The sequence below is a fragment of the Bradyrhizobium sp. USDA 4451 genome (assembly GCF_054822585.1).
Genome location: NZ_JBTRCH010000001.1, coordinates 7,240,780 through 7,266,149, shown reverse-complemented (window position 1 = coordinate 7,266,149; position 25,370 = coordinate 7,240,780). Strand labels below are relative to the sequence as shown.

At 64.8% G+C, this 25,370-nt stretch carries 21 protein-coding genes, 1 tRNA gene and 1 pseudogene; 21 read left to right on the top strand and 2 right to left on the bottom strand.

Annotated elements, in window-relative coordinates:
- Positions 1-2 precede the first annotated feature (2 nt).
- Entirely contained in the window at positions 3-2,762 is a 2,760-nt protein-coding gene (fdhF, locus tag ACVMB0_RS34075; RefSeq protein WP_461349762.1) for a formate dehydrogenase subunit alpha, read from the top strand.
- 30 nt (positions 2,763-2,792) lie between these two features.
- The gene (locus ACVMB0_RS34070) at positions 2,793-3,503 is read left to right on the top strand and encodes a substrate-binding domain-containing protein (RefSeq protein ID WP_461348987.1); all 711 of its coding nucleotides are present in this window, start codon (positions 2,793-2,795) and stop codon (positions 3,501-3,503) included.
- A 264-nt stretch (positions 3,504-3,767) separates the two neighbouring features.
- Here the strand turns inward: ACVMB0_RS34070 and ACVMB0_RS34065 are convergent, their stop codons facing one another.
- Complete coding sequence (locus ACVMB0_RS34065) at positions 3,768-4,289, bottom strand: hypothetical protein (protein ID WP_461348986.1); 522 nt, start codon at positions 4,287-4,289, stop codon at positions 3,768-3,770.
- A 38-nt stretch (positions 4,290-4,327) separates the two neighbouring features.
- On the opposite strand from ACVMB0_RS34065, the gene ACVMB0_RS34060 reads away from it, so the two are divergent.
- From ACVMB0_RS34060 to ACVMB0_RS33975, 18 genes and pseudogenes are all read left to right on the top strand, one after another.
- Entirely contained in the window at positions 4,328-4,966 is a 639-nt protein-coding gene (locus ACVMB0_RS34060; protein ID WP_461349761.1) for an exopolysaccharide biosynthesis protein, read from the top strand.
- A 101-nt stretch (positions 4,967-5,067) separates the two neighbouring features.
- Positions 5,068-6,279: an ABC transporter substrate-binding protein gene (locus tag ACVMB0_RS34055; protein ID WP_456753480.1), complete on the top strand. Its 1,212-nt coding sequence runs from the start codon at positions 5,068-5,070 to the stop codon at positions 6,277-6,279.
- 141 nt (positions 6,280-6,420) lie between these two features.
- On the top strand, positions 6,421-7,113 hold the full coding sequence (locus tag ACVMB0_RS34050; protein ID WP_456753481.1) for a glutathione S-transferase family protein: 693 nt from the start codon (positions 6,421-6,423) through the stop codon (positions 7,111-7,113).
- Positions 7,114-7,231: 118 nt separating this feature from the next.
- Positions 7,232-7,648: a hypothetical protein gene (locus ACVMB0_RS34045; protein ID WP_456753482.1), complete on the top strand. Its 417-nt coding sequence runs from the start codon at positions 7,232-7,234 to the stop codon at positions 7,646-7,648.
- Complete coding sequence (locus tag ACVMB0_RS34040) at positions 7,641-8,873, top strand: HlyD family secretion protein (RefSeq protein WP_456753483.1); 1,233 nt, start codon at positions 7,641-7,643, stop codon at positions 8,871-8,873. Before ACVMB0_RS34045 ends, ACVMB0_RS34040 begins: the two co-directional genes overlap by 8 nt.
- Positions 8,874-8,929: 56 nt before the next feature.
- Entirely contained in the window at positions 8,930-10,033 is a 1,104-nt protein-coding gene (gene cax, locus ACVMB0_RS34035) for a calcium/proton exchanger (protein WP_456753484.1), read from the top strand.
- A complete protein-coding gene (locus ACVMB0_RS34030) occupies positions 10,030-10,602 on the top strand; it encodes a potassium channel family protein (RefSeq protein ID WP_456753485.1) in 573 nt (190 codons plus the stop codon). Before cax ends, ACVMB0_RS34030 begins: the two co-directional genes overlap by 4 nt.
- Positions 10,603-11,365: 763 nt before the next feature.
- Entirely contained in the window at positions 11,366-11,596 is a 231-nt protein-coding gene (locus ACVMB0_RS34025) for a hypothetical protein (RefSeq protein WP_456753486.1), read from the top strand.
- A 58-nt stretch (positions 11,597-11,654) separates the two neighbouring features.
- Positions 11,655-12,659 (top strand): TRAP transporter substrate-binding protein, encoded by a 1,005-nt coding sequence (locus tag ACVMB0_RS34020; RefSeq protein WP_456753487.1) that lies wholly within the window; start codon positions 11,655-11,657, stop codon positions 12,657-12,659.
- Between the two features lie 200 nt (positions 12,660-12,859).
- Positions 12,860-13,432, top strand: a complete 573-nt coding sequence (locus ACVMB0_RS34015; RefSeq protein WP_456753488.1) for a TRAP transporter small permease — start codon at positions 12,860-12,862, stop codon at positions 13,430-13,432.
- The gene (locus ACVMB0_RS34010) at positions 13,432-14,715 is read left to right on the top strand and encodes a TRAP transporter large permease (protein WP_456797810.1); all 1,284 of its coding nucleotides are present in this window, start codon (positions 13,432-13,434) and stop codon (positions 14,713-14,715) included. The genes ACVMB0_RS34015 and ACVMB0_RS34010 overlap by 1 nt, the downstream gene beginning before the upstream one ends.
- A gap of 238 nt (positions 14,716-14,953) precedes the next feature.
- Entirely contained in the window at positions 14,954-15,535 is a 582-nt protein-coding gene (locus ACVMB0_RS34005) for a Spy/CpxP family protein refolding chaperone (protein WP_456753489.1), read from the top strand.
- 165 nt (positions 15,536-15,700) lie between these two features.
- Positions 15,701-15,776 (top strand) — tRNA-Lys (locus ACVMB0_RS34000).
- Positions 15,777-16,395: 619 nt separating this feature from the next.
- A pseudogene (locus ACVMB0_RS33995) lies at positions 16,396-16,653 on the top strand (helix-turn-helix domain-containing protein); the annotation flags it as partial.
- 264 nt (positions 16,654-16,917) lie between these two features.
- The gene (locus ACVMB0_RS33990) at positions 16,918-18,168 is read left to right on the top strand and encodes an acetyl-CoA C-acetyltransferase (RefSeq protein WP_456753490.1); all 1,251 of its coding nucleotides are present in this window, start codon (positions 16,918-16,920) and stop codon (positions 18,166-18,168) included.
- 18 nt (positions 18,169-18,186) lie between these two features.
- Positions 18,187-18,969, top strand: a complete 783-nt coding sequence (locus ACVMB0_RS33985) for an SDR family NAD(P)-dependent oxidoreductase (protein WP_461348985.1) — start codon at positions 18,187-18,189, stop codon at positions 18,967-18,969.
- Between the two features lie 31 nt (positions 18,970-19,000).
- Positions 19,001-19,768, top strand: coding sequence for a crotonase/enoyl-CoA hydratase family protein (locus ACVMB0_RS33980; protein ID WP_461348984.1), 768 nt, complete (start codon positions 19,001-19,003; stop codon positions 19,766-19,768).
- Positions 19,769-19,895: 127 nt separating this feature from the next.
- Positions 19,896-21,056, top strand: coding sequence for an acyl-CoA dehydrogenase family protein (locus ACVMB0_RS33975; protein ID WP_461348983.1), 1,161 nt, complete (start codon positions 19,896-19,898; stop codon positions 21,054-21,056).
- A gap of 42 nt (positions 21,057-21,098) precedes the next feature.
- On the opposite strand, the gene ACVMB0_RS33970 is transcribed toward ACVMB0_RS33975, so the two are convergent.
- Entirely contained in the window at positions 21,099-21,776 is a 678-nt protein-coding gene (locus ACVMB0_RS33970) for a GntR family transcriptional regulator (RefSeq protein ID WP_461348982.1), read from the bottom strand.
- A 143-nt stretch (positions 21,777-21,919) separates the two neighbouring features.
- On the opposite strand from ACVMB0_RS33970, the gene ACVMB0_RS33965 reads away from it, so the two are divergent.
- The gene (locus tag ACVMB0_RS33965) at positions 21,920-25,321 is read left to right on the top strand and encodes a molybdopterin-dependent oxidoreductase (RefSeq protein ID WP_461348981.1); all 3,402 of its coding nucleotides are present in this window, start codon (positions 21,920-21,922) and stop codon (positions 25,319-25,321) included.
- Positions 25,322-25,370: the final 49 nt, after the last annotated feature.

Sequence of the window (25,370 nt, the reverse complement as noted above, 5' to 3'; positions counted from 1 at the left end):
AGATGATCCAGTTCGAACTTGACGGTCATCAGGTCGAGGCGCGGGCCGGCGAGACCATCTGGCAGGTCGCCAAGCGCCAGGGCACCGAGATCCCGCATCTCTGCTATTCGCCGGCGCCGGACTATCGGCCGGACGGCAACTGCCGCGCCTGCATGGTCGAGATCGAAGGCGAGCGCGTGCTGGCGGCATCCTGCAAGCGGACGCCGACGGTCGGCATGAAGGTGAAGTCGGCGAGCCAGCGCGCGGTGGCGGCGCAGAAGATGGTGATGGAGCTGCTCGTCGCCGACCAGCCGGCGCGCGAGACCTCGCACGATCCGGATTCGAAATTCTGGCACTGGGCCGAGAAGACCGGCGTCACCGAAAGCCGCTTCCCGGCGACCGAGCGCTGGCACGCCGATACCAGCCATCCGGCGATGCGCGTCAATCTCGACGCCTGCATCCAGTGCGGCCTGTGCGTGCGGGCGTGCCGCGAGGTGCAGGTCAACGACGTGATCGGCATGGCCTATCGTAATCACGATGCCAAGATCGTGTTCGACTTCGACGACCCGATGGGCGAATCCACCTGCGTCGCCTGCGGCGAGTGCGTGCAGGCCTGCCCGACCGGCGCGCTGATGCCGGCCGTGATGCTCGACGACAAGCAGACCCGCGTCACCTGGCCGGACAGGAAGGTGGACTCGCTCTGTCCGTATTGCGGTGTCGGCTGCCAGGTCACCTACGAGGTCAAGGACGAGAAGGTGATCTACGCGGAAGGCCGCGATGGTCCCGCCAATCACAACCGGCTCTGCGTCAAGGGCCGCTTCGGCTTCGACTACATCCATCATCCCAATCGCCTGACCAAGCCGCTGGTGCGGCTGCCCGGCGTCAAGAAGGATGCCAACGACCAAGTCGACCCGGCCAATCCCTACACCCATTTCCGCGAAGCGACCTGGGAAGAGGCGCTCGATCTTGCAGCGGCGGGCCTGCGAAAAATCCGCGACGAGAAGGGCGCCAAGGCGCTCGCCGGCTTCGGCTCGGCCAAGGGCTCCAATGAAGAGGCCTATCTGTTCCAGAAGCTGGTCCGCACCGGCTTCGGCTCCAACAATGTCGATCACTGCACGCGGCTGTGCCATGCCTCGTCGGTCGCGGCCTTGTTCGAAGGACTGAGCTCCGGCGCGGTGTCGGCGCCGTTCGCGGCGGCCGCCGATGCCGAGGTGATCTGGGTGATCGGCGCCAATCCGACCGTGAACCATCCGGTCGCCGCGACCTACATCAAGAACGCCGCCAAGCGCGGCGCCAAGCTCTACGTGATGGACCCGCGCCGGCAGACGCTGTCGCGCCATGCCACCAAGCACCTCGCCTTCAAGCCGGGCAGCGACGTCGCGATGCTGAACGCGATGATCCACACCATCATCACCGAAGGCCTGACCGACGAGCAGTACATCGCCGGCTATACCGAGGGCTATGACGACCTCAAAGCCAAGATCCAGGAGTTCACGCCGGAACGCATGTCTCAGATCTGCGGCATTCCCGCCGAGACGCTGCGCGAGGTGGCGCGCGCCTATGCCCGCGCCAAGTCGTCGATCATCTTCTGGGGCATGGGCATCAGCCAGCATGTCCACGGCACCGACAATGCGCGCTGCCTGATCGCGCTGGCCTTGATCACCGGCCAGGTCGGCCGTCCCGGCACCGGGCTGCATCCGCTGCGCGGCCAGAACAACGTGCAGGGCGCCTCCGACGCCGGCCTGATCCCGATGTTTCTGCCGGACTACCAGCCGGTCGGCCGCGACGACATGCGCGGCGCGTTCGAGAAATTGTGGGGGCAAGAGCTCGATCCGGTGCGCGGGTTGACCGTGGTCGAGATCATGAAAGCGATCCACGCCGGCGAAATCCACGGCATGTATGTCGAGGGCGAGAATCCCGCGATGTCGGACCCGGATTTGCAGCACGCGCGCGAGGCGCTGGCCAAGCTCGACCATCTCGTGGTGCAGGATCTGTTCGTCACCGAGACCGCGTTCCACGCCGACGTCATCCTGCCGGCCTCGGCATTCGCCGAAAAATCCGGCTCCTTCACCAACACCGATCGCCGCGTGCAGCTGGCGCGCGAGGTGATCAAGCCGCCGGGCGATGCGCGGCAGGATCTCTGGATCATCCAGGAGATCGGCAAGCGGATGGGATTGCCGTGGAATTATGCCGGACCGGGCGAGGTCTTCACCGAGATGGCCGAGCTGATGCCGTCGCTGAAGAACATCACCTGGGAGCGCCTGGTGCGCGAGGGCGCGGTGACCTATCCGGTCGACGATCCCGACAAGCCCGGCAACGAGATCATCTTCACCACCGGCTTCCCGACCGCGAGCGGCCGCGGCAAGATCGTGCCGGCCAAGGTGATCCCGCCGGATGAATTGCCCGACGACGAGTATCCGATGGTGCTGTCGACCGGACGCGTGCTCGAACATTGGCACACCGGCTCGATGACCCGCCGCGCCCAGGTGCTCGACCAGATCGAGCCCGAGGCGGTCGCGTTCATGACGCCGAAGGACATGCGCAAGAAGGGGCTCGCGCCCGGCGACTTCATCCGGCTCGAGACCCGCCGCGGCGCGGTCGAGGTCAAGGTGCGCGCCGATCGCGACGTGCCCGAGAACATGGTGTTCATGCCGTTCTGCTACGCCGAGGCGGCGGCGAACCTGTTGACCAATCCGGCGCTCGATCCGTTCGGCAAGATTCCGGAGTTCAAGTTCTGCGCGGTCCGCGCCGAGAAGATCGATATCCGGACCGCGGCCGAATAGCGGTCGCGGGACGGAATGGGAGCCGCTGCATTGACGACGATCAAGGTCATCATCTCCGGCGGCTTTGCTGCAGTCTACCGGGCGGTGCTGCCTGAATTCGAGCGAAGCACCGGCATCAAGGTGGAAACCGGCTCCGGCGCGTCGGAGGGCACCGGTCCGAAAACCATCCGGCACCAGCTTGCGCACGGCACCCAAGCGGATGTGGTGATCCTTTCGCGCGAGGGACTTCGCACGCTGATCGAAGACGGTCGGATTCGTCCGGGGTCCGACGCCGGGCTGGCGACGGCGCCGCTGGCCGCCGCGGTTCGGGCCGGCGATCGCAAGCCTGATATCAGCAGTGACCTCGCGCTCAGGAACGCCTTGATCGACGCGGGCCGAATAGTGGCGCCGAGCAGCACCAGCGGACAGTTCGTTCGCGACAAAATCTTGCCGAAGCTGAACTTGCCGGACACGGTGCGGCTCACCCTCGAGGCGCGCGGCACCGAGGCGGCCGAGGCGCTGCGGGCAGGCAAGGCAAATCTCTCGATCGGGCCGACCAGCGAACTGGTTCAGGAGACCGGCATCGAATTGGTCGGCCTGCTGCCTGCCGACCTCCAGCTGGTCCAGACCTTCACGGCCGCCATTGTCAACGACGCCAAAGCGCCGGAAGCGGCCAAGCGGCTGATCGATTTTCTGTCGTCGGACAGCGATCGCTTGCTCGCGGCGATCAAGCGGGCGGGCATGGAGCCGGCACGCGGCTGACCTGCCGCTGCTGAGAGGATGTGAAGCTTTGTCCTCATCCACTGTTGTCGTCGCCCGGCTCGCCGCCTCCGCTAAAGCTTCGGCGTGCCAGGCACCAGTGGCCTCGTCGAAGCCTTGGCGGAAACGGGACCGGGCGACCCAGTGCGCCGCGGCTTATCGGCCAAGCACAGCCGTCTCTGGAATACTGGATCACCCGCATGCGCGAGTGATGACACTGAGCAAGCTGAGTAAGTCAATTCCGTCAGCCTGACGGAGACCTGCGGCTCAGTTGTTGCTCGGTGCCGCGCTCAGCGGGGCGCCGCCGGTCGAAATCGGACCTGACGGCTTTGGCGCCCGAACCGGCGGCTTGCGCGGCTTCGGGGCTGCCTGCGCCACCGGTGCATGCGGTTGCTCGGCCGCGGCCGGTGGCGGCACGGGAGCCGGGGCGGGACGCTGCAGCGCGTCGACCTTCGACGTCAGGGCCGCCAGTTGGTCGGCGATCGTCTTCAACTGCTCCTGTTGGTCGGCCACCGACTTGCCGAGCGCACCGACGTCATCCTCGAGCTTCTGCTGGGCGGCGAGCAGATCCGGCAGCGCCTCCTTGTCGGCCGCCGCCTTGTCGCCGGCCGCGGCGTTGCCGAGCGAGGGTACCAGCGGTGCGATTTGCGGCCAGGCGTAGACGCCGCCTGCGCCCGCAAGCGCCAGAATGACGACGATCAACAGGAACCACGGCCAGCGGCGGCGCGCGGCAGGATCCGGACTTGATGGCGCATGGCTGTGCCATGCCTGATCGGAATCGTGGGTCACCCATGCTTCCTAGTCTGCTTCGGCGACGGTTGCAATCGATGCCGAGTCTGACCACTTTGGCGTCCATGTCCCTTTCGTCCGGAGCCCCATTGGCGCCCACGCACACGTCCCAGCTTCTTGAGGAACTCGTCGCTCAAGCGCCGGACGGCCCCGTCGACCTCGAATGGCTCCTCGGCAATCTGGACAAGCGGTCGTTCGGCCTGCTCCTGCTGCTGCTTGGGCTCTTGGTGATCATTCCCGGCGTCGCGACCATTGCGACGCTGGCGCTGCTGTTTCCGGCGGTCGAGATGATGCTTGGCCACAGCGCGCCGTCGTTTCCGCGTTTCATCTCGAAGCGGCAGTTCGACTTCAAGCGCTTCAAGCGGTTCACCGTGTTTGTCCGCCCGATGCTGCAGGCGATCGAGCGGATCAGCCGGCCGCGTTGGGATGCGCGCCGCGACGTGATCGACCGCCTCGTCGGGCTGGTGGTCTTTCTGCTGGCCTTTTCGGCCGGCTGGCCGCTGCCCCTGGTCAACGTCATTCCCGGAATGGTGGTCGTGCTGATCGCGATCGCATATCTGCAGGAGGACGGCCTGCTGCTGGCGGTTGCGATGGCGGCTGCGCTGATTTCCCTGGCCGGGCTCGGATGGACGCTCTGGGCCTCGTTCACCGCCGTGATGGCTTGGACGGGGCTGTGAGGGCGAGGGCAGTCCGGACTTAAGGGGTCGACATCCCCTGCGGGCATGATCATTATCTCGCCCGACGCCGCGGCAAACAGCGGCGCGAATGGGGAGAACACATGCGTTGCATCACGCTCGCGGCGATCGCCGCGCTCAGCCTTGTTTCCACCTCGGCGCTGCTCGCCGCCGACAAGAAATACGATCCCGGCGCCAGCGATACCGAAATCAAGATCGGGCAGACCATGCCCTACAGCGGTCCGGCCTCGGCCTACGGCACGCAGGGCAGGGCCGAAGCCGCCTACTGGAAGATGATCAACAGCCAGGGCGGCATCAACGGCCGCAAGATCACGCTGTTGAGCATGGACGACGGCTACAGCCCGCCGAAGACGGTGGAGCAGACGCGCAAGCTCGTCGAGCAGGATGAGATCCTTGCCGATATCGGTTCACTGGGCACGCCGACCAATTCGTCGATCCAAAAATATCTGAACGGCAAGAAGATCCCGCATCTCCTGATCTCCACCGGGGCCTCGAAGTGGAATGATCCGAAGGAGTTTCCCTGGACCACGCCGTTCTATCCGCCCTATGCGCAGGAAGCGAAGATCTATGGCAAGTACATCCTCAAGGAGCTGCCGAACGCGAAGGTCGGCGTGATCTATCAGAATGACGATTTCGGCAAGGACTATCTGAAGGGCTTCAAGGAGGCGCTGGGCGAGAAGGCCGGTCTCATCGTCAAGGAGCTCAGCTACGAGGTGACCGATCCCACGATTGATTCCCAGATCGTCAATCTGAAGGCCGCGGGCGCCGACGTGCTGATGACGATCACGACGCCGAAGTTCGGCGCGCAGGCGATCCGCAAGGTGGCCGATCTCGGCTGGAAGCCGACGCACTTCATCGTCTCGGTCGCGAGCTCGATCGGCGGCGTGCTCGAGCCTGCCGGCCTCGAAGCGTCCACCGGCCTGATGACGGCGCTCGCCACCAAGGTGGTCGGCGACCCGGCGTGGGATACCGACAAGGGCGTGCAGGACTATCTCGCCTTCATGAAGCAATGGTATCCCGAAGGCAATCCGATCGATGGCAGCAACCAGATCGGCTATCTCTCGGCGCAGTTCACCGCGATCATCCTGAAGAACTGCGGCGACGAGCTGACGCGCGAGAACCTGCTGAAGCAGGCAACCAACCTCAGCAAGGTCTCGCTGCCGTTGCTGCTGCCCGGCATCACGGTCTCGGTGTCGCCGACCGACTATTCGACCTTCGACACCTTCAAGCTCGCGAAGTTCGACGGCAAGACCTGGAAGTTCTTCGGCGAGAACATCAGCACCGCGTCGCGGTAAGGTGAGCGCCGGCCGTGCCGGTCGGCATATCGGGGCGCAGCCACCAACCGGCTGCGTCCCGACCCGGGCGTACCCGGCTGACATTTCCAGCCGATCAATCTTGAGGTAGCCTGTTGCCGGCTTGAACGCGACGGAGCCGCCATGCTCACGCTCTATTCCTATCCGCCATTGTTCGGCGTCGCCGACAACAATGGCTATGGGCTGAAGGTGTTCGCCTTTCTGAGGCTCGCGGGTGTGCCGTTCCGGCACGAGCACATTTTCGATGCCTCCAAGGCGCCGCGCCAGCAACTGCCCTATATCGTCGACGGCGATGACACCGTCGGCGACAGCGAGACCATCTTCGCCTATGTCACCGAAAAATATCGCGTGACACTGGACGCGGCGCTGACGCCGGCACAACGCACGACCAATCTCCTCGTCACCCGTACGCTCGACGATCTCTATTGGGTGATGTCCTATTCGCGCTGGCAGGACGAGCGCTACTGGCCCCAGTTCCGCGATGCGCTCAAGCGCGAGCATCCTGATCTCACCGACGACGGCCTGATGAAGGCCAAGGCGTTCAACGCCCAGCGCTACTACTATCAAGGCATCGGCCGCTTTGCGCCCGACGCCGCGATGGCCCGCGGGCTCGCCGATCTCGCGGCCCTCGCGAGCCTGATTCCGGCGCAAGGCTATCTGCATGGCGACAAACCGACCTCGATCGACGCCGGCATTTATGGATTCATTGCCAACATCTATTTCTACGACATCGCAACGCCGCTGAAGACATTCGTGGTCTCGCATGATGCCCTGGCACGACATTGCCGTGCCATCCATGCGGCCCTCGCCCTTTGATCCAGGCGCGACTGTCCTATCCGTGGAACTACGGTTCTTGATAAAGCGCCGACATTAGGGAACCATGCCTCCAGAGGGCCATGCAAAGGCCCGCGCTCTGCGCGCAGGGAGGACGGTCGTGAGCGGACAAATGCATCCGGCGGCACCGCACCATCTGCCGTTCTTCGTTCCGGGTCCCGACGGCGCCGACACCCTGATGGTGGTGATGGGCATCTTCCTGGTCGCGACCATCCTGTATGTGGGCACGCTGTACTGGAAGCTGCACAGCCTGCCTGAGCGGATGGCGCACAAGTCGCAGAAGCTGCAGTTCGAGATCGTTGCCGTGCTCGGCCTGATCTCGCTGTTCACCCATATGCACGTCTTCTGGATCGCCGGCTTGCTGCTCGCGATGATCGACCTGCCGGATTTCAGCACGCCGCTGCGCACGATCGCGGGATCGGTGGAGCGGATTGCCGACGCCACGCCGCCGCGGCCCGCGCCGCTATCGGAGCCGGATGCAAGCTCCGCCGCAGAGGAGGGACAGGGCCATGCTTGAGCTTCTGCTGTGCTCCCTGTTCACGATCCTGCCGGACTATCTCTATCGCCGCTACCGGCAGGGCAAGCGCTTCGGTAAGGAGATCACCTTCTTTTCCGTGTGGCACGAGCTCAGATGGGGCATCACCGGCTGCCTGATGCTGACGATCGCGCTGATCACCATGATCTTCTACTACCATCCCTCCACCAATTCGGCGGCGATCTACTTCCGCACCGTGCCGATCCTGCCTGAAGTGGCCGGCCGAGTCGCCGAAGTGAATGTCGGCTACAGCGCCCCCGTGAAGATGGGCGATGTCCTGTTCAGGCTCGATCATTCGAAGCAGCAGGCCGCGCTGGAATCCGCGAAGCGCAAAGTCGCCGAGGTCGACGCGTCGCTGACCAGCGCGCGGGCCGATGTGGTCAAGGCCGAGGCCCAGGTCGGCGAGGCCCGGTCGCACTGGCAGCAGGCCAAGGACGAGCTGGACAGCAAGAGCGAATTGCAGCGCCGCAATCCCGGCATCGTGCCGCAGCGCGACATCGAGAAGCTGCAGGTCGCCGTCGATCAAAGACAGGCGGGCATCGACGCTGCGAGCGCGGCGCGGGAGACCGCGGCGCTGCGCGTCTCCACGCTGCTGCCCGCCGAGAAGGCGAGCGCCGAGGCCGCGATGGCGGAGGCGCAGGTCGATCTCGACAAGACCTATATTCGCGCCGGCGTCGACGGGCGGGTCGAGCAATTCACCTTGCGGACCGGCGACGTCGTCAATCAGATGATGCGCCCGGCCGGCATCTTGATCCCCGAGGGCGCCGGCCGGAGCGTGCTACAGGCCGGCTTTGGCCAGATCGAGGCCCAGGTCATGAAGCCCGGCATGATCGCCGAGGCGACCTGCATCTCGAAGCCCTGGGTGATCATTCCGCTCGTCGTCACCGGCGTGCAGGACTACATCGCCGCCGGTCAATTCCGCTCCGGCGAGCAACTGATCGATCCGCAAGCGCTGCGCCAGCCGGGTTCGATCCTGACATTCCTGGAGCCGCTCTATGCCGGCGGCCTCGAAGGCGTCACGCCGGGCTCCAGTTGCATCGTCAACGCCTACACCAGCAACCACGACGTGATCGCCGATCCGAAGACCGGCGCGCTCAAGGGCTTCGCCTTGCATGTCGTCGACGCGACCGGGCTGGTGCACGCGCTGCTGCTGCGCATCCAGGCCTTGCTGCTGCCGGTCAAGACACTGGTGCTGAGCGGCCACTGAGTTTGCCATGGCGGCTACCGGCCGCCCGGAAGTTTGTTTCATGCGGGGGACGGATAATGGCTCCTTTGCTCGATGAAATTCGCCGCAGCCCACTGCTCTGGATGCTGATCTTCGTTCCTGCCGTACTGGCGGCAGAACTCGTGGCCCCCTCCGCACATACCGCACTCTTCGTGCTGGCGGTGCTGGCGATCGTGCCGCTGGCCGCGCTGCTCAGTCACGCCACCGAGAGCGTCGCGGCCAGAACCGGCGATGCGATCGGCGGGTTGCTCAACGCGACATTGGGAAATTTGACCGAACTGATCATTGCCCTGGCAGCGCTTCATGCGGGCGAGTATCTGCTGGTGAAGGCGTCGATCGTCGGCGCCATCGTCACCAATTCGCTCTTCATGCTGGGCGGCTGCTTTCTGCTCGGGGGATTGCGCTACCCGATCCAGGAATTCAATCGTGCCGGCGCGCGGCTGCAGGCGGCCTTGCTGCTGCTGGCCTCGATCGCGCTGTTCGCTCCAGCGGCAATCGCCGAACGCGAGCTGGCGCAAGGTGATGCGGTGACCAGGAAGCTTAGCCTTGGCCTCGCGCTTCTGTTGATCGTTGCCTATGGACTTGGTTTGCTATTTTCGCTGCGGACGCACAAGGGTCTATTTGCGTCAGAGGACCATGGCGACCCGGAGCATGAAGCGAACTGGCCGATCCGGCTCGCGGTCGGTACGCTTGTCGCTGTCACCGTGCTGGTCGCCCTGGTCAGCGAGATATTCGTCGGATCCGTACAGAGCGCAGGACAGGCCCTGGGGATGAGCCCGGCCTTCATCGGCTTCATTGTTGTCTCGCTCGTCGGAGGAGCCGCAGAAATGGCCGTGGCATTTTCGGCGGCCGGCAAGAACCGGCTCGACATGAGTGTCGGCATCGCGCTCGGCAGCGCGTCCCAGATTGCTCTGTTTGTGGCGCCGGTGCTGGTGATCCTCAGCTATGTCATCGGTCCTGCGCCAATGGACTTGCAGTTCTGGCCGGGTGCGGTGGCGATGGTGCTGTTAGCGACCATTACCTGCGGCTTCATCACAAGCGGTGGCCGCTCCGCATGGTTCGTCGGCGTCATGCTGTTGTTGATCTATGCGATATTCGCGATGACGCTTTATGCGCTTCCGCCGGGCGCCGCGCGTTCATGAGCGGGCAGCCGGACAACGCGGTGGGCCGGGGAGACCTGACAGGCGGATGGGTCCGGCTTGTCGTTCCGGTGGTGTTTGCCTGCAGCGTTTTCGGACTGCTGGTCGAAGCCGCGGTGCCGCATCTGCTGCCTGAAAACGCCGTCACGGCGTCGGTGGGGGGCGTCGCCAAGGCGGGCGTATTCGCGATCTGGCTCTATCTGGCCTGGCGCATCGTCAAGACGCTGCAGGGCATCTACGGCCCTGACAGCGTTCACTACCTCGACCAGACACCGGTCTGGAGAATCCTGCTTCGGGTGACGGCAGCCTACGCCCTGGCGGCATTCTGCTTTGCCGTGATCTATACGGTTATCGTTCGTCGCGACACCGACGCTTTCTCCGCCCAGCTCACTCTCGGCAACGCGCTCTACTTCAGCATCGTGACGATGACGAGCACGGGGTACGGCGACATCTTTCCCAAATCGGGCTGGGCCAAGACGGCTGTGTGCGTGCAAATCATGTTTGGTGTCCTCTACAACGTGCTGTTCTTTTCCATCTTCGCAGGGCTCGCCGGGCGCAGGCGGGAAGGGTGACTCGGCGGCGACCGGTTTCGCGCCTGGCCCGTTGCTGATGTCGCCGCCGGCAGAGCTGTTGCCGATTGGACACGACGGGCAAATCAGCGAAACGCGTCAAGTGCCCGCGGCAAAAATATTTCGCTTTATCCGAAGCGCAACTCAGTGTATGGTCTGCGCGTCTCGCCCGATCGAGGGGCGCTTCGCGGTCGTCACGAACGCGGGTCGAGATGCGGTGGACGCCGAATGCGCAGTTGACGAACGCGCATGAGGCGGACGGCGAAATCGTGCAGGCCTGACGCCCTAGTGGTAGGTGTCTCTTCCGATTGCGCAATGCGCGTTGTGAAGACGGTGACAACAAAGCCAAGTCTCGCCGGGGAGAGCACGTATAAGCCGTAAGCCATCGCGCAGGGAAAGCCGGATTGCTCCGGTTACACCTGTGGTCCTACCCCCGAGCTTTCTACCCCATTGCTCGGGGCCCATGGGTGCGATCGGCACCCGGCTTTCCCTGCGCCCTCACCAACGGAGAGGGCGGAACGAAAGAGCAAAGCTCGGACAATTCATGTCGCGAGAATGCGAAGCTATATCCTCATCTACAACTGTCATCGCCCGGCTCGCCGCCTCCGCTGAAGCTTCGGCGAGCCCAAGACCGCAAGCCCCGTCGAAGCCTTGGCGAAGACGGGACCGGGCGATCCAGTACGCCGTGGCCTCTCGACTCAAGTACTGCCGTCTCTGGAATACTGGATCACCCGCTTTCGCGAGTGATGACACCGCGTGCTTGGCGATGGTCACCTATCCCAGCAATCCTGCGGTACCAGCATTCGCGCCCGGCGAATCCGCCATTGCCGAAACCCGCATTGACCGCATCGCCATGGCCGGGCACAGCGTGCGGGCGGTGTCATTGAACGGTCGCAAGAGCCGAAAGGAATACCGTCGCATCGGATTTTGCAGTGCAGCAACGGCGCAAATAGCCCCTGCTAAAGGGGCAATGGCAATCGTCGTGGCTTCTCTGTAATGGTGCGGCCGGATGTCTCGGGGCCGGAATTCGTGCTCCGCAATACGCGGGAGGAAACATGCGTAGATTCATATTGGCGGCGGCGTCGATCGCAGCTTTGAGCTTTGTCGGACCGGCCTCGGCGCAGGCGCCGATCGTTCTCAAATTCAGCCACGTGGTGGCCTCGGACACGCCGAAGGGCAAGGCGGCCGACAAGTTCAAGGAACTGGCCGAGAAGTACACCGGCGGCAAGGTGAAGGTCGAGGTCTACCCGAACTCGACGCTTTACAAGGACAAGGAAGAGCTCGAGGCGCTCCAGCTCGGCGCGGTCCAGATGCTGGCGCCGTCGAACTCGAAGTTCGGTCCGATCGGCATCAAGGAATTCGAAGTCTTCGATCTGCCCTACATCCTCCCGGACCTGAAATCGCTGCGCAAGGTGACCGACGGCCCGCTCGGCGCCCAGTTGCTCAAGAAGCTGGATTCCAAGGGCATGACCGGTCTCGCCTACTGGGACAACGGCTTCAAGCAGATGAGCGCGAACAAGAAGCTGGTCGCGCCTGCAGACTACAAGGGGCTCAAATTCCGCATCCAGTCGTCGAAGGTGCTGGAGGCCCAGTTCCGCGCGCTCGGCGCGATCCCGCAGGTGATGGCGTTCTCCGACGTCTACCAGGCGCTGCAGACCGGCGTGGTCGACGGCCAGGAGAACACCTGGTCGAACATCTACACCCAGAAAATGCATGAGGTGCAGAAGTACGCCACCGTCACCAATCACGGCTACATCGGCTACGTCGTGGTCGTAAACAAGAAGTTCTGGGACGGCCTGCCGGCCGATATCCGCGACGAGCTCTCCAAGGCGATGAAGGAAGCCACCGAGTTCGGCAACAACCAGTCCGCCAAGGAAAACGACGACGCGCTCGCCGAAATCAAGAAGGCCGGCAAGACCGAGATCATCTCGCTCACCCCCGAGCAGGACGAGGCGATGCGCAAGGCGATGATGCCGGTCTACAAGGACGTCGCTTCGCGGGTCGGTCAGCCGCTGATCGACGAATTCCTCAAGGAAACGGGCCGCAGCCCGATGAACTGAGGCGTGCCTTACCTCGCCCCGCTTGCGGGGAGAGGTCGGAATTCAAGCGCAGCTTGAATTCCGGGTGAGGGGGAGTCTCCGCCAGCGCAACTATCAACGTGCGCGAGGAAGAAGCCCCTCACCCTAACCCTCTCCCCGTAAGAACGGGGCGAGGGAGACAACGCTCTGGCCGCGGGGGGCGGCCATGACAGGGGAGATCAATGCTGCTGAAGATTCTGGACCGGCTCGAGGAAATCATCATCGCGAGCCTGATGGGGGCCGCGACGCTCCTGACCTTCGTCACGGTGGTGCATCGCTTCCTGGTCGACGTGCCCGTGCTCTATCCGTATTTGTTCGGCATCAACCTCGCCTGGTCGCAGGAACTGTGCATCTACATGTTCATCTGGATGGCGAAGTTCGGCGCCGCCTACGGCGTGCGCACCGGCATCCATGTCGGCGTCGACGTGCTGATCAACCGCCTCAATGATTTCTGGCGCAAGCGCACCATCACCTTCGGCCTGCTCGGCGGCGCGCTGTTCACCGCGATCGTCGGCACCATGGGCGCCAAGTTCGTGTTCGAGCTGATGCACACCGACCAGGTGTCACCCGACATGGAGATCCCGAGCTGGATCGTCTACGCCTGCATCCCGCTCGGCTCCTATCTGATGTGCTTCCGCTTCCTGCAGGTGTGCTGGACCTACTGGAAGACCGGCGAGCTGCCGCACCATGACGCCTCCCATGTCGACGGCGTCGAAACCAGCAAGACCGCGCCCGTCGCGCTTGGAGAAGCGTGATGAGCGCCGCATTGATTTTCGGACTGCTGTTTGCCCTGATGCTGACGGGCATGCCGATCTCGATTTCGCTCGGCCTGACCGTGCTGACCTTCCTGTTCACGATGACCGAGGTGCCGATCGAGAGCGTCGGGCTGAAGCTGTTTTCCGGCCTCGACAATTTCGGCATCATGGCGATCCCGTTCTTCATCCTGGCGGGCACCTTCCTGACCCGCGGCGGCGTCGCGCGGCGCATGATCGCGTTCACGACATCATTGGTCGGGCATCTGCCCGGCGGCCTTGGCTTGGCCGGCGTCGCGGCCTGCGCGATGTTCGCGGCGATCTCGGGTTCGAGCGTTGCAACCGTGGTCGCGATCGGCTCGATCATGATGCCGGCGATGGTCGATCACGGCTATCCGAAGCGGTTCGGCGTCGGCGTGATCTCGACCTCGGGCGCGCTCGGCATCCTGGTGCCGCCCTCGATCATCCTGGTGCTGTACGGCGTCTCGACCAACACCTCGATCGGTGCGCTGTTCATGGCCGGCATCGTGCCGGGCGTGCTGCTCGCGCTGATGCTGGCCGCGGTGACCTTCTTCGTCGCGCAGCGCAACGGCTACCCGAAGATGCCGCGCGCCACCATCGGCCAGCAGTTCACGGCGTTCCGTGAGAGCATCTGGGGCCTTCTGCTGATCGCGATCGTGCTCGGCGGCATCTATGGCGGCATCTTCACGCCGACCGAGGCCGCCGCGGTCGCCGCGACCTATGCCTTCTTCATCACCGTGTTCGTCTACAAGGAGCTGAAGCTCTCCGAAGTACCGAAGGTGCTGCTGCAGGCGGCGAGCATGAGCTCGATGCTGCTCTACATCATCACCAACGCGGTGCTGTTCTCGTTCCTGATGACGCATGAGCAGATCCCGCAGGAGATGGCGGCCTGGATCATCGACAAGAACTTCTCGGTCTGGATGTTCCTGCTCGTCGTCAACATCATCCTGCTGCTCGCCGGCAACGTGATGGATCCGTCATCGATCCTCTTGATCATGGCGCCGATCCTGTTTCCGTTGGCGACCAAGCTCGGCGTGCATCCGGTGCATCTGGGCATCCTGATGATCGTCAACACCGAGGTCGGGCTGTGCCATCCGCCGGTCGGACTCAATCTCTACATCGCGAGCAGTATCGCCAAGATGGGCATCAGCGAGATCACGATCTCTGTCTTGCCGTGGCTGTGCGCGATGCTGGTGTTCCTCGGCCTGATCACCTACGTGCCGGAGATCTCGCTGTGGCTGCCGCGGTTGTTGGGAATGATTTGACGCGCGCATGATCCGGAAAAATGAGAAGCGGTTTCCCTCGCGACAAACGCGGAGCGTTTGCGCGGAGATCATGCGCAAAAACAAACAAGAAATCCAACGCGCGAGCTCGCGCGCTGGATGTTTCTGATGGGCAATGGAACGGATTACATCTTGGCAAGAAAGCTCTCTCTGTCCAATCCGTAAGTTGAAGGCGGCACCGGGCAGCATCATCCTCAGGGAAACTTCAAAGGAGGTTTGGATGAAGAAAGTTCTGCTCGCCGGTCTCGCGGCACTCTCGATAGCCGGCTCGACTGCGGTCTATGCCCAGCATCGCCCCTGGTTTCATGGCCAGACACGGATGAGCCCGGAGGACCGGGCCGCATTCCTCGATGCGCGCATCGCTGCGGTGCACGCCGGGCTGAAGCTCAACGCTGATCAGGAGAAGCTGTGGCCGCCGGTCGAGACCGCGGTCCGCGAGTTCGCCAAGATGCGGCTCGATCGCGCCAATGCGCGGATGGCCGCGGAAAAGGCCGATGCCGACAAGGCGCAGAAGCCCGATGATCCGGTTGCGCGTCTGCGCGAGCGCGCCGACAACATGGCGGCGACCGCTACTTCGCTGAAGAAGATCGCCGATGCCGCCGACCCGCTCTACAAGACGCTCGACGACAACCAGAAGCGGCGCCTGACCATGCTCACCCACATGGAAGGCCGCGGTTTCGGTGCCGAGGGCTGGCGCCGCCACCGCCTCGAGCGCGGCATGGATCGCTGGGAGCGCGGCGGCCGCGACCATCATTTCGACCGCGACGACGGTCCGGACCAGGAGCGCTCCGGCCGGCTCTGAGCATTGGCCGCGAACAGCATCGCCAAGCCCATGAAAGGCCGCCGGAATCCGGCGGCCTTTCGGCTTCGTAAAAGTCGGGAAAACTTGCGCCAGCTTGCTGGACATCGCGGAATCGCTTTGCTAAACGACGGCCTCTCTTGCGAGGGTCATTTCCGGACAAGTTCCGGGCGCATAGCTCAGTTGGTAGAGCAGCTGACTCTTAATCAGCGGGTCCCAGGTTCGAGCCCTGGTGCGCCCACCAAGCTTTCAAAGCTTAGGTTCGCCCTCGTATCGGCCACGCCGGCCAGCAGTCGCGTCTGTTCGGACACCCCGGCTGCTTTTTGTTGGCTTCCACATTTCCCGATCAGGCCGCATGCGCTTGCTGCGGATGGCGTCGGCCGTTCCGCCCGACCATCATTCGGCAGCGGGATGAAGTTCGCCACGAACGGATCCGCAATCCCGTAAATCTGCCCCGCTGGCTTGAGCGGTGCGCGAGCTGTCATCATCCCAGCGCGGGGGGCCCTGCGGCGAGCGCGGTTGACAGGGCGAAGCGCCCACTTTAATCACTCGGCTAATTAATCAATTAATTAAGGTCCGAAACCTAGGGAAAGAATCCGCCTGATGCTGGCCGGCCAAAGACATTCGAAGCTGCTTGCCCCACTCGGGCGCGGCGTCGTTTGTCCAGGAGACCAGGCATTGACCGCGTCCACGCGGATCGGTCTCAAGCAGCCCGACAACGGCCTCGTCCAGCAGGCCACAAGCTTCGTCGCGCATGCACGGCCCGGCATCACAGCGACCGCCGGCGCGGATCAACGCCCTCTGCGGCAAGCAGAGTGGGCTTCGTTCACCCGTACGAAAACATGAGGAGTGAGGCGTAAACGATGGGACGTCGATCTGAGGTACTGATGGCGCAAGATGCCGCCGGCACGGACAACCGGCGCGTGATCCAGGTGGTGTCGCGCGCATTCGACATCGTGCGTTGCTTCGAAGGTCGAAGCATACGCCTCGGCAATCGTGACATCGCCGATCGCTGCGGTCTGCCGCGATCGACGGTCTCCCGTCTGACGCTGACGCTGACCCAGATCGGCCAGTTGATCTATCTGCCGCAGGAGCAGAAATATGCGCTGGGTCCGCACGCCGCCGGGCCCGGCGCTCCGCTGTTTGCGGACAAGCCCGACTGTGCCGACGAGCGGCAGCGCGACAACGCGCAATCGTCGGTGCTGCGGGGAATCAATGCGCGCTTCGACTATTTCGACGATCAGCGCAGCCCGGTCGCCGAGCCGCTTGCGGTGACGCCACACCGCTGACATCCCGGCTCGTTCCGGGCAGACGGTGCTGCGGAAGCGGTCATCGGCATCGGCACGGGCTCACAGCAACGAAGCATCCAAAGCAAGGGGAAACGCATGTCTGAGGCATACATCATCGACGCCGTTCGCACGCCGCGCGGCATCGGCAAGCCGGGCAAGGGCGCGCTGTCGCACCTGCATCCGCAGCAGCTGGCCGCGACCGTGCTCGGCGCGCTCAAGGAGCGCAACAAGCTCGATACCTCGACCGTCGACGACATCATCTGGTCGACCTCGACCCAGGAAGGCAAGCAGGGCGGCGATCTCGGACGCATGTCGGCGCTCGCGGCCGGCTACGACATCAACGCGAGCGGCACGACGCTGGATCGCTTCTGCGGCGGCGGCATCACCTCGGTGAACCTCGCGGCAGCCTCGGTCATGTCAGGGATGGAAGATTGCGTCATCGCCGGCGGCACCGAGATGATGAGCTATCAGCAGACCCTCGCCGCCGAGCGCTCCAAGGCGGGACAGCCGGCGCGGATGATGGGTTCGGGCAATCCGGCGCTCGACGAGATCCACCCGCAGTCGCACCAGGGCGTGTGCGGCGACGCCATCGCGACGCGCGAGGGGATCAGCCGAGAGGCCTGCGATGCGCTGGCGCTGACGAGCCAGCAGCGCGCCAAGCGGGCGATCGATGAAGGCCGCTTCGCCAAGTCGGTGATCCCCGTGCTCAACGACGACGGCAGCGTCGCCCTCAATCGTGAGGAATTCCCGCGCCCCGAGACCACCGCCGAAGGCCTGGCGTCGCTGAAGCCGAGCTTCGAGCAGCTTGCCGATTTCGATCTCGGCAACGGCGTGACCTTCAGGAAGCAGATCCAGCGCCGTTACCCGGGCCTCGAGTGGAAGGGCGTGCATCATGCCGGCAACAGCTCGGGTGTGGTGGATGGCGCCGCCGCGGTGCTGATCACGTCGAAGGAATATGCCGAGAAGCACGGCCTCAAGCCGCGCGGCCGCATCGTGGCCTATGCCAACCAGGGTGACGATCCGACCTTGATGCTCAACGCGCCGGTTCCGGCGGCCAAGAAGGTTCTCGCCAAGGCCGGCCTGACCAAGGACGACATCGACGTCTGGGAGATCAACGAGGCGTTCGCGGTTGTCGCCGAGAAGTTCATCCGCGACCTCGAGCTGGATCGCGAGAAGGTCAACATCAACGGCGGCTCGATCGCGCTCGGTCACCCGATCGGCGCAACCGGATCGATCCTGATCGGCACCGCGCTCGACGAACTGGAGCGCAGCGGCGGTCGCTATGGTCTCGTCACCATGTGCGCCGCCGGCGGCATGGCGCCGGCCATCATCATCGAACGCATCTGATCGCGAAAGGACACTGCCATGAAACTCGATTCATCAGTCGCCGCCGTCGTCACCGGCGGCGCGTCCGGCCTCGGCGCAGCCACCGCGCGGGCGCTCGCCGCGCAAGGCGTCAAGGTCGCGATCTTCGACTTCAACGAAGACAAGGGCGAAGCCATCGCCAAGGAAATCGGCGGCGTGTTCTGCAAGGTCGACGTCACCTCCGACGAGCTGGTCGATGCGGGCTTCGCCGAGGCCCGCGCGGCGCACGGCCAGGAACGCATCCTGGTGAACTGCGCCGGCACCGGCAACGCGGTGAAGACCGCCGGCCGCGACAAGAAGACCGGCGAGCCGACGCACTTCCCGATCGACGCCTTCAACCGCATCATCCAGATCAACCTGGTCGGCACCTTCCGCTGCATCGCCAAGTCGGCGCAGGGCATGCTGTCGCTGTCTCCGCTGGAGCACGGCGAGCGCGGTGCGGTCGTGAACACCGCTTCGGTCGCGGCCGAGGACGGCCAGATGGGGCAGGCGGCGTATTCGGCCTCCAAGGCCGGCGTCGTCGGCATGACCCTGCCGATCGCGCGCGATCTGATGGCTGAGGGCATCCGCGTCAACACCATCCTGCCGGGCATTTTCAACACGCCGCTGCTGCAGGGCGCGCCAGAGAACGTCAAGGCCGCGCTCAGCGCGTCGGTGCCGTTCCCGAAGCGTCTCGGCATGCCGGAGGAATATGCGCATCTGGCGCTGACCATGATCACCAACGGCTATTTCAACGGTGAAGACGTCCGCCTCGACGGCGCCATCCGCATGGCTCCGCGATAGGCGTTTGCGCGCGTAACGGGAGGCGAAAGCGATGTCCGAAGAAGCTCCGGTCCTCACTGAAGTCCGCGGACCGATCCTGATCATCACCCTGAACCGGCCGGAAGCCAAGAACGCAGCCAACCTCGCCCTCTCCAAGGGCGTCGCTGCGGCAATCGACCGGCTCGACGCCGATGATGCGCTGAGCGTCGGCATCATCGCTGGTGCGGGCGGCACGTTCTGCTCGGGCATGGACCTCAAGGGGTTTTTGAAGGGCGAGCGGCCGTCGATCCCCGGCCGCGGCTTCGCCGGCCTCACCGAGGCGCCGCCGAAGAAGCCGCTGATCGCGGCGGTCGACGGCTACGCGCTCGCCGGCGGGATGGAGATCGCGCTGTCGTGCGACATGATCGTCGCCAATCGCAATGCCAAGTTCGGCATCCCCGAGGTGAAGCGCGGGCTGGCGGCTGCGGCCGGCGGCCTGATCCGGATGCCGCGGCAGATGCCGGTCCGTGTGGCGATGGAGTTCGCACTGACGGGCGAATTCTTCGGTGCCGAGCGTGCTCACCAACTCGGCATCATCAACCGCGTGACCGATGGCCCGGCACTCGACGCCGCGCTCGAGCTTGCGGCCGCGATCGGTGCCAACGGCCCGCTCGCAGTCAAGGCCTCCAAGCAGGTGGTCGTCGAATCCCGGCTCTGGCCGGAAGACCAGATGTGGACGAGGCAGCAGGAGATCGTCGGTCCGGTCTTCGTCTCGGAGGATGCCCGCGAGGGCGCGGCGGCCTTCGCGGAAAAGCGCGCGCCGAACTGGAAGGGCAAGTAAGGCAGCGACTGTTTCGATGACGGAGCGCCGGTTTTGATTGCAGCAGAACCGGCGCTCCATTTTTTGCGAGTGCCCCGCCGCACGCCGGCCGGCTTCCAAATCACGTGAGAGCGCTATTGGGTGAATGATGCGCAGCTTTACCGAAGATCAGGTCATCTTCCGCGACTCCTACCGCAAGTTCCTTGCGAGCGAGATCACGCCCCATATGGAGGAGTGGCGGGAGGCCGGCATCGTCGACCGCAGCGCGTTCAAGAAGGCCGGCGACCTCGGCTTCCTGATGATCTGGCCTGAAGAGAAGTATGGCGGAATGGGCGACGAGGACTTCCGCTACGAGCAGATCATCATCGAGGAGACCGCGCGTGCCGGCTGCAAGGGCTGGTTCAACACGCTGCACAGCCGCCTGGTCGGGTCCTATTTCAAGCGCTTCGGCACCGAGGAGCAGCGTGACCGCTTCCTGCCGAAATGCGTCAGCGGCGAGACCATCCTGGCGATTGCGATGACCGAACCGGGCGCGGGCTCGGACCTCGCGGGCATGCGCACGACGGCGGAGGACAAGGGCGATCATTTCCTGCTCAACGGCTCGAAGACCTACATTTCCAACGGCATCAATTCCGACGTCGTGATCGTGGCGGCCAAGCTGGCAGGCGCCGAGAAGAAGCACGCCATGGTGCTCCTGATCGTCGAGCGCGGCATGGAGGGCTTCGAGCGCGGCCGCAATCTGAAGAAGATGGGCATGCCGGCGCAGGACACCGCCGAGCTGTTCTTCCAGAATGTGAAGGTGCCCAAGGCCAACGTGCTGGGAGAGCCGGGCAGGGGCTTCTACTATCTGATGGAGGGCCTTGCCGAGGAGCGGCTGATCTCCGCGGTCGGATCGATCGCCAATGGCCGCAGGGCGTTCGATATCACGCGCGCTTACGTGATGGATCGCAAGCTGTTCGGCAGGCCGCTCGCCGAGCAGCAGAACACCCAGTTCCGCATGGCGGAGATGGATGCCGAGATCGATCTCGTGCAGGTCTATGTCGATCACTGCGTGGCCGAGCACAATGCGGGGCGGCTGACCAGCAATATGGGCGCCAAGGCCAAGATGATGTCCTCGGAAGTCGAGTGGAAGATGCTCGACCTCGGCGTGCAGCTGCACGGCGGCGCGGGCTACATGGATGAATATCCGATCAGCCGGATGTTCACCGATGCGCGCGTCAATCGGATCCTGGCGGGGAGCTCCGAAGTGATGCGGCTGATCATCGGCCGCGAGGTCTTCTCGGAGCACTACAAAAGCATCCTGGACTAGGCGGTCGCCGCAGCAGACGATCTATCCAGCACCGGTCGCGCGTCAGCCGCGCGCCTGCCGCAGCGGCTCGCGCGCATGCTCCTTCGAGCGCATCAAGGCATCGACGAAGATCGGCTCCCAAGAGCGGATGTGGCTGCGCAGCAGGGTCGGCAGCGCCTCGGTCTCGCCGGCGAGCGCGAGTTCGATCAGTGTGTAATGCTCCGGCACCGAGGCTTGCTGCCGCTCGTGGCCGGCGCGCGAACTGATGCCGTAGAGCCGCATCTTGTCGCGCAGGCCCATCACCATCTCGGTCAGGAGCTCGTTGCCGGCGGCGGCGATGAATTCGCGATGATAGTTGCGGTCGGCTTCGAGATAGAGCTGGACGTCGTCGGTCTCGACGGCCCGCGCGATCTGATCGGCCCAGCCGCGCACCGCCGGTAGGTCCTTCGGCGGATTGGCGGCGACCAGCACGGCGGCGTGCAACTCCAGTACCTCGCGCATATCGAACAGATTGCGCAGCTCGGTCAGCGTCGGCTCCACCACCTTGAATCCGCGGTTGCGCATCGGCTCGACCAGGCCGCCGCGGCTGAGCTCGAGCAGCGCCTCGCGCACCGGCGTCGAGGAGACGCCGAGGCTCGCCGCGAGACTCGGCACAGAATACATCGTGCCGGGAAGGCTCTGCCCGGAAATGATCTCCGCGCGCACCCGCTGCAGCACCTGTTCGCGCAAATTCTGGTCCATGGGGGGTCGCAGCCGCCTCTCGCCGGGAACTCCGATTCGTCCCTGATTATTACTTAGCCTTGACGGCAGCGGTAGCGTATGACGTAAATGTGTAACGCATTACAAAAACGCGTCACATGGATTAACCTGACCACGAGGCGGCGGTGAAACAGCGGCTACCCGGCTATTGCACGCTTTGTCGTTCGCGCTGCGGTGCTGTCACCGTGATCGAGGATGGCCGTCTCGTCGGCGTGGAGGTATTAAGTAACCACCCGACCGGTGGGGCGCTCTGTGCTAAGGGCCGGGCGGCACCGGAAATCGTCGGCAGCCCGCGCCGCCTGACCGTCCCCCTCAAGCGGACCCGCCCGCGCGACGCTGCCGATCCCGGCTGGGTCGAGGTGTCGTGGGACGAGGCGCTGACCGAGATCGCCGACCGGCTTGGCAGCATCCGCGCCGAGAGCGGCGCCGAGGCGGTGGCGTTCGGTGTCACCACGCCGAGCGGCACGCCGATGGTCGACAGCTTCGAGTGGGTCGAGCGCTTCATCCGCGGCTTCGGCAGTCCGAACCTGATCTATGCGGTCGAGATCTGCGGCTGGCACAAGGACTTTGCGCACGCGCTGACCTTCGGTCGCGGCATCGGCTTTCCCGATTACGACAATGCCGATGCGATCATCTTGTGGGGGCACAATCCCGCGCGCACCTGGCTCGCGCAAGCGACGCGGATCGCCGATGCGCGGCGGCGCGGTGCCAAGGTCGTCGTCGTCGATCCCAAGCCGAACGGCTCCGGCCAGCAGGCCGATCTCTGGCTGCGCATCCGTCCCGGCGCCGATGGCGCGCTCGCGATGGGCGCGATCCGTCATCTTATTGCGACCGGCAATTTCGATGCTGAGTTCGTCGACGCCTGGACCAACGGATCGCTGCTGGTCGATCGCGCGACTGGCCGCTTCCTGCGCGCCGACATGTTGTGGCCGGACGGTGCGGCGGACGCTTTCGTTCGCCTCGATGCATCGGGCTCGGCAGTGACTTGCGATACGCGCTATGCGCCGGAGAGCGGCGGCCTGCTGCGTGGCGCGCTGTCGATCCGTGTACGCGACGGCCGCATGATTGCGGCGGCAACCGCGTTCGAACTGCTCGTCGAGCGCGCCGCGCCTTACACGCCGGCGCGTGTGGCGGAACTGACCTGGCTTGATGTCGCTGAGATCGACGCATTCAACGCGCTGCTCGCGAGCAGGCCGCGGCTTGCCTATCATTCCTGGACCGGCGTCGGCCAGCACACCAACGCCACCGCAATCGAGCGCGCGATCGCCGCGCTCTATGCGCTGACCGGCGCTTGCGATCGGCCCGGCGGCAATCGCTGGCCGGTGCCGCCGCCGACGCGTCCGCTCAACGACTACAACATCCTGCCGCCGGAGCAGCAGGCCAAGGCGCTTGGCCTTGCCGAACTGCCGCTCGGTCCGCCGGCGAAGGGCTGGATCACGGCGCGCGATTTCAGCCGGGCCGTGCTCGAGGGCGAGCCTTACCGCGTGCGTGCGCTGGTTGCTTTCGGCACCAATTTCGTGGTCTCGCAGGGCCATTCGGAGCGCAACCGTGCGGCGCTGAACGCGCTGGAATTCCAGGTTCATATCGACATGTTCATGAACCCGACCGCGGAGAGCGCCGACTTCGTGCTGCCGGCCAGCACGCCCTGGGAGCGCGATGCGCTCAAGATCGGGTTCGAGATCACCCAGGAAGCTGTCGAGACCGTGCAGTTTCGCCCGCGCATGGTCGAGCCGGTCGGCGCGGTCAAGGCCGATTACGAGATTGCCGCGGCGCTCGCGCTCAAGCTCGGCATGGGCGACTTGTTCTTCGGCGGTGACATCAAGGCCGGCTGGAATTATCAGCTCGCGCCGCTCGGTATCGGCGTCGAGGATCTGCGCGAATATCCCGGAGGACGCCGCTTCCCGCAGGCCTTCCGCAATGAAAAATACGCCGTCACCCGCGAGGACGGCACGGTGGCCGGTTTCGCGACGCCGACCCGCCGGGTCGAGATCTATTCGGAGCTGATGCTGGGACACGGGCATGATCCGTTGCCCGATCACGTCGAACCGGTTGGTAGCCCGCTCACGGCAGCGGCGGACGAACGCTTTCCATTGGTGCTCTCCACCGCCAAGAGCGGTTGGTTCGTTCACTCCTCGCATCGGCATATCGCTTCGCTGCGGCGCAAGTCGCCGGATCCGGCGGTCGAGATCAGCCCGCAACTCGCCGCGCGGCGCGGGCTCGTCGAAGGCGACTGGGCCGTGGTCGAGACGCCGGGTGGCGCCGTGCGTCTGAAGGTGCGGCTCAATGCGGCGCTCGACGATCGCGTCGTCGTCGCCGAGTTCGGCTGGTGGGAGGATTGTCCGCCGCTCGGCCGCGACCGGTCGGCTGCGGCTGGCATCCGCACGCGCAACATCAACGCCGTGCTGCATGACGATGCGCGCGATCCCGTCAGCGGCTCGGTCCCGCTGCGCGCGATCGTCTGCGAGATCAGCCGCGATGCCATGGCAAGCCGCGGCGTGTGGAGCGGCCAGCGCCGCTTTGTGGTTGCGGCGCGCCGGGCCGAGGCCGAAAACGTCGTCGCTCTCAGCCTGCGGCCGCTTGACGGCGGTGCGCTGCCCGATTTCCTGCCGGGCCAGCATGTGATGATCTCGCTGCCCGGCACGACGGAGGCGCGGGCCTATTCGCTGACCGGATCGGGCGATCTGCCTGATGCGCTGTCGATCGCAGTGAAGGGGCGCTTCTCTGATGAAGCACGGAGCGGCGACGCACCGTTCTTCATGCCGGATCGTCTGCATGGCCTTGCGGTCGGCGACGAGGTGTTGCTGGAGCCGCCGGGCGGCATCTTCACGCCGCCATTGAAGGGACCGCGGCCGCTGGTCTTCCTCGCAGCCGGCATCGGCATCACGCCGTTCGTCGGCTACCTCGAGACGCTGCAACATATCGCGCCGCAGGATCGTGTTGCCGAAATCCTGCTGCTGCATGGCTGCCGCAGCAGCCGCGAGCATCCGTTTGCACAGCGGCTTGCGGAGCTGGAAGCGAATACGCCGGGACTGACGCGGGTGACCTTCTTTTCCGCGCCGCTCGCGGGTGATCCGATCGAGTCGGATGCGCTGCGCAAGGGGCGGCTCGACCTTGAACAGGTCAAGCCGCTGACATCGCGCCGGCCGCTGGTCTACATCTGCGGCTCGCCGGACTTCGTCACGGCGCAGATTGCGGCCGTGGCGGCGCTCGGCGTGCCGCGCTTCGACATCTTCGCCGAGAGCTTCGTGTCGCCGCCCTCGGTGCCAACCAACCTTGCGCCGCGGACCGTCCGGCTTGCGAGCAGCAAGCAGAGCTTCTCCTGGGGACCGGAGCAGGGGACGCTGCTCGACGCCGCGACCGCGGCAGGCATTGCGCTGCCGAGCGGCTGCCGTGTCGGGCAATGCGAGAGCTGTGCGGTCGAGGTCGTCGATGGGCAGTTCACCCATCTCGGCCCCGTCGATGGCAGCGAGGGACAATGCCTCGCCTGCCAGGCCGTGCCGCTGACCGATCTGACGCTCGCACTTTGAATGACCAATCAGGATTGAAGACGAACCGCATCGCCGGAAGGGGATCAAT

Bases quoted from the DNA above. Each gene is read 5' to 3' on its own strand.
- ACVMB0_RS34010 (WP_456797810.1), top strand. From the start codon at position 13,432: ATGAGCGCCGCATTGATTTTCGGACTGCTGTTTGCCCTGATGCTGACG.
- ACVMB0_RS34040 (WP_456753483.1), top strand. From the start codon at position 7,641: ATGCTTGAGCTTCTGCTGTGCTCCCTGTTCACGATCCTGCCGGACTAT.
- ACVMB0_RS33985 (WP_461348985.1), top strand. From the start codon at position 18,187: ATGAAACTCGATTCATCAGTCGCCGCCGTCGTCACCGGCGGCGCGTCC.
- ACVMB0_RS34055 (WP_456753480.1), top strand. From the start codon at position 5,068: ATGCGTTGCATCACGCTCGCGGCGATCGCCGCGCTCAGCCTTGTTTCC.
- ACVMB0_RS33970 (WP_461348982.1), bottom strand. From the start codon at position 21,776: ATGGACCAGAATTTGCGCGAACAGGTGCTGCAGCGGGTGCGCGCGGAG.
- ACVMB0_RS34015 (WP_456753488.1), top strand. From the start codon at position 12,860: ATGCTGCTGAAGATTCTGGACCGGCTCGAGGAAATCATCATCGCGAGC.
- ACVMB0_RS34050 (WP_456753481.1), top strand. From the start codon at position 6,421: ATGCTCACGCTCTATTCCTATCCGCCATTGTTCGGCGTCGCCGACAAC.
- ACVMB0_RS33980 (WP_461348984.1), top strand. From the start codon at position 19,001: ATGTCCGAAGAAGCTCCGGTCCTCACTGAAGTCCGCGGACCGATCCTG.
- ACVMB0_RS33990 (WP_456753490.1), top strand. From the start codon at position 16,918: ATGTCTGAGGCATACATCATCGACGCCGTTCGCACGCCGCGCGGCATC.
- ACVMB0_RS34060 (WP_461349761.1), top strand. From the start codon at position 4,328: ATGCCGAGTCTGACCACTTTGGCGTCCATGTCCCTTTCGTCCGGAGCC.
- ACVMB0_RS34030 (WP_456753485.1), top strand. From the start codon at position 10,030: ATGAGCGGGCAGCCGGACAACGCGGTGGGCCGGGGAGACCTGACAGGC.
- ACVMB0_RS33975 (WP_461348983.1), top strand. From the start codon at position 19,896: ATGCGCAGCTTTACCGAAGATCAGGTCATCTTCCGCGACTCCTACCGC.
- fdhF (WP_461349762.1), top strand. From the start codon at position 3: ATGATCCAGTTCGAACTTGACGGTCATCAGGTCGAGGCGCGGGCCGGC.
- ACVMB0_RS34005 (WP_456753489.1), top strand. From the start codon at position 14,954: ATGAAGAAAGTTCTGCTCGCCGGTCTCGCGGCACTCTCGATAGCCGGC.
- cax (WP_456753484.1), top strand. From the start codon at position 8,930: ATGGCTCCTTTGCTCGATGAAATTCGCCGCAGCCCACTGCTCTGGATG.
- ACVMB0_RS34020 (WP_456753487.1), top strand. From the start codon at position 11,655: ATGCGTAGATTCATATTGGCGGCGGCGTCGATCGCAGCTTTGAGCTTT.
- ACVMB0_RS34025 (WP_456753486.1), top strand. From the start codon at position 11,366: ATGGTCACCTATCCCAGCAATCCTGCGGTACCAGCATTCGCGCCCGGC.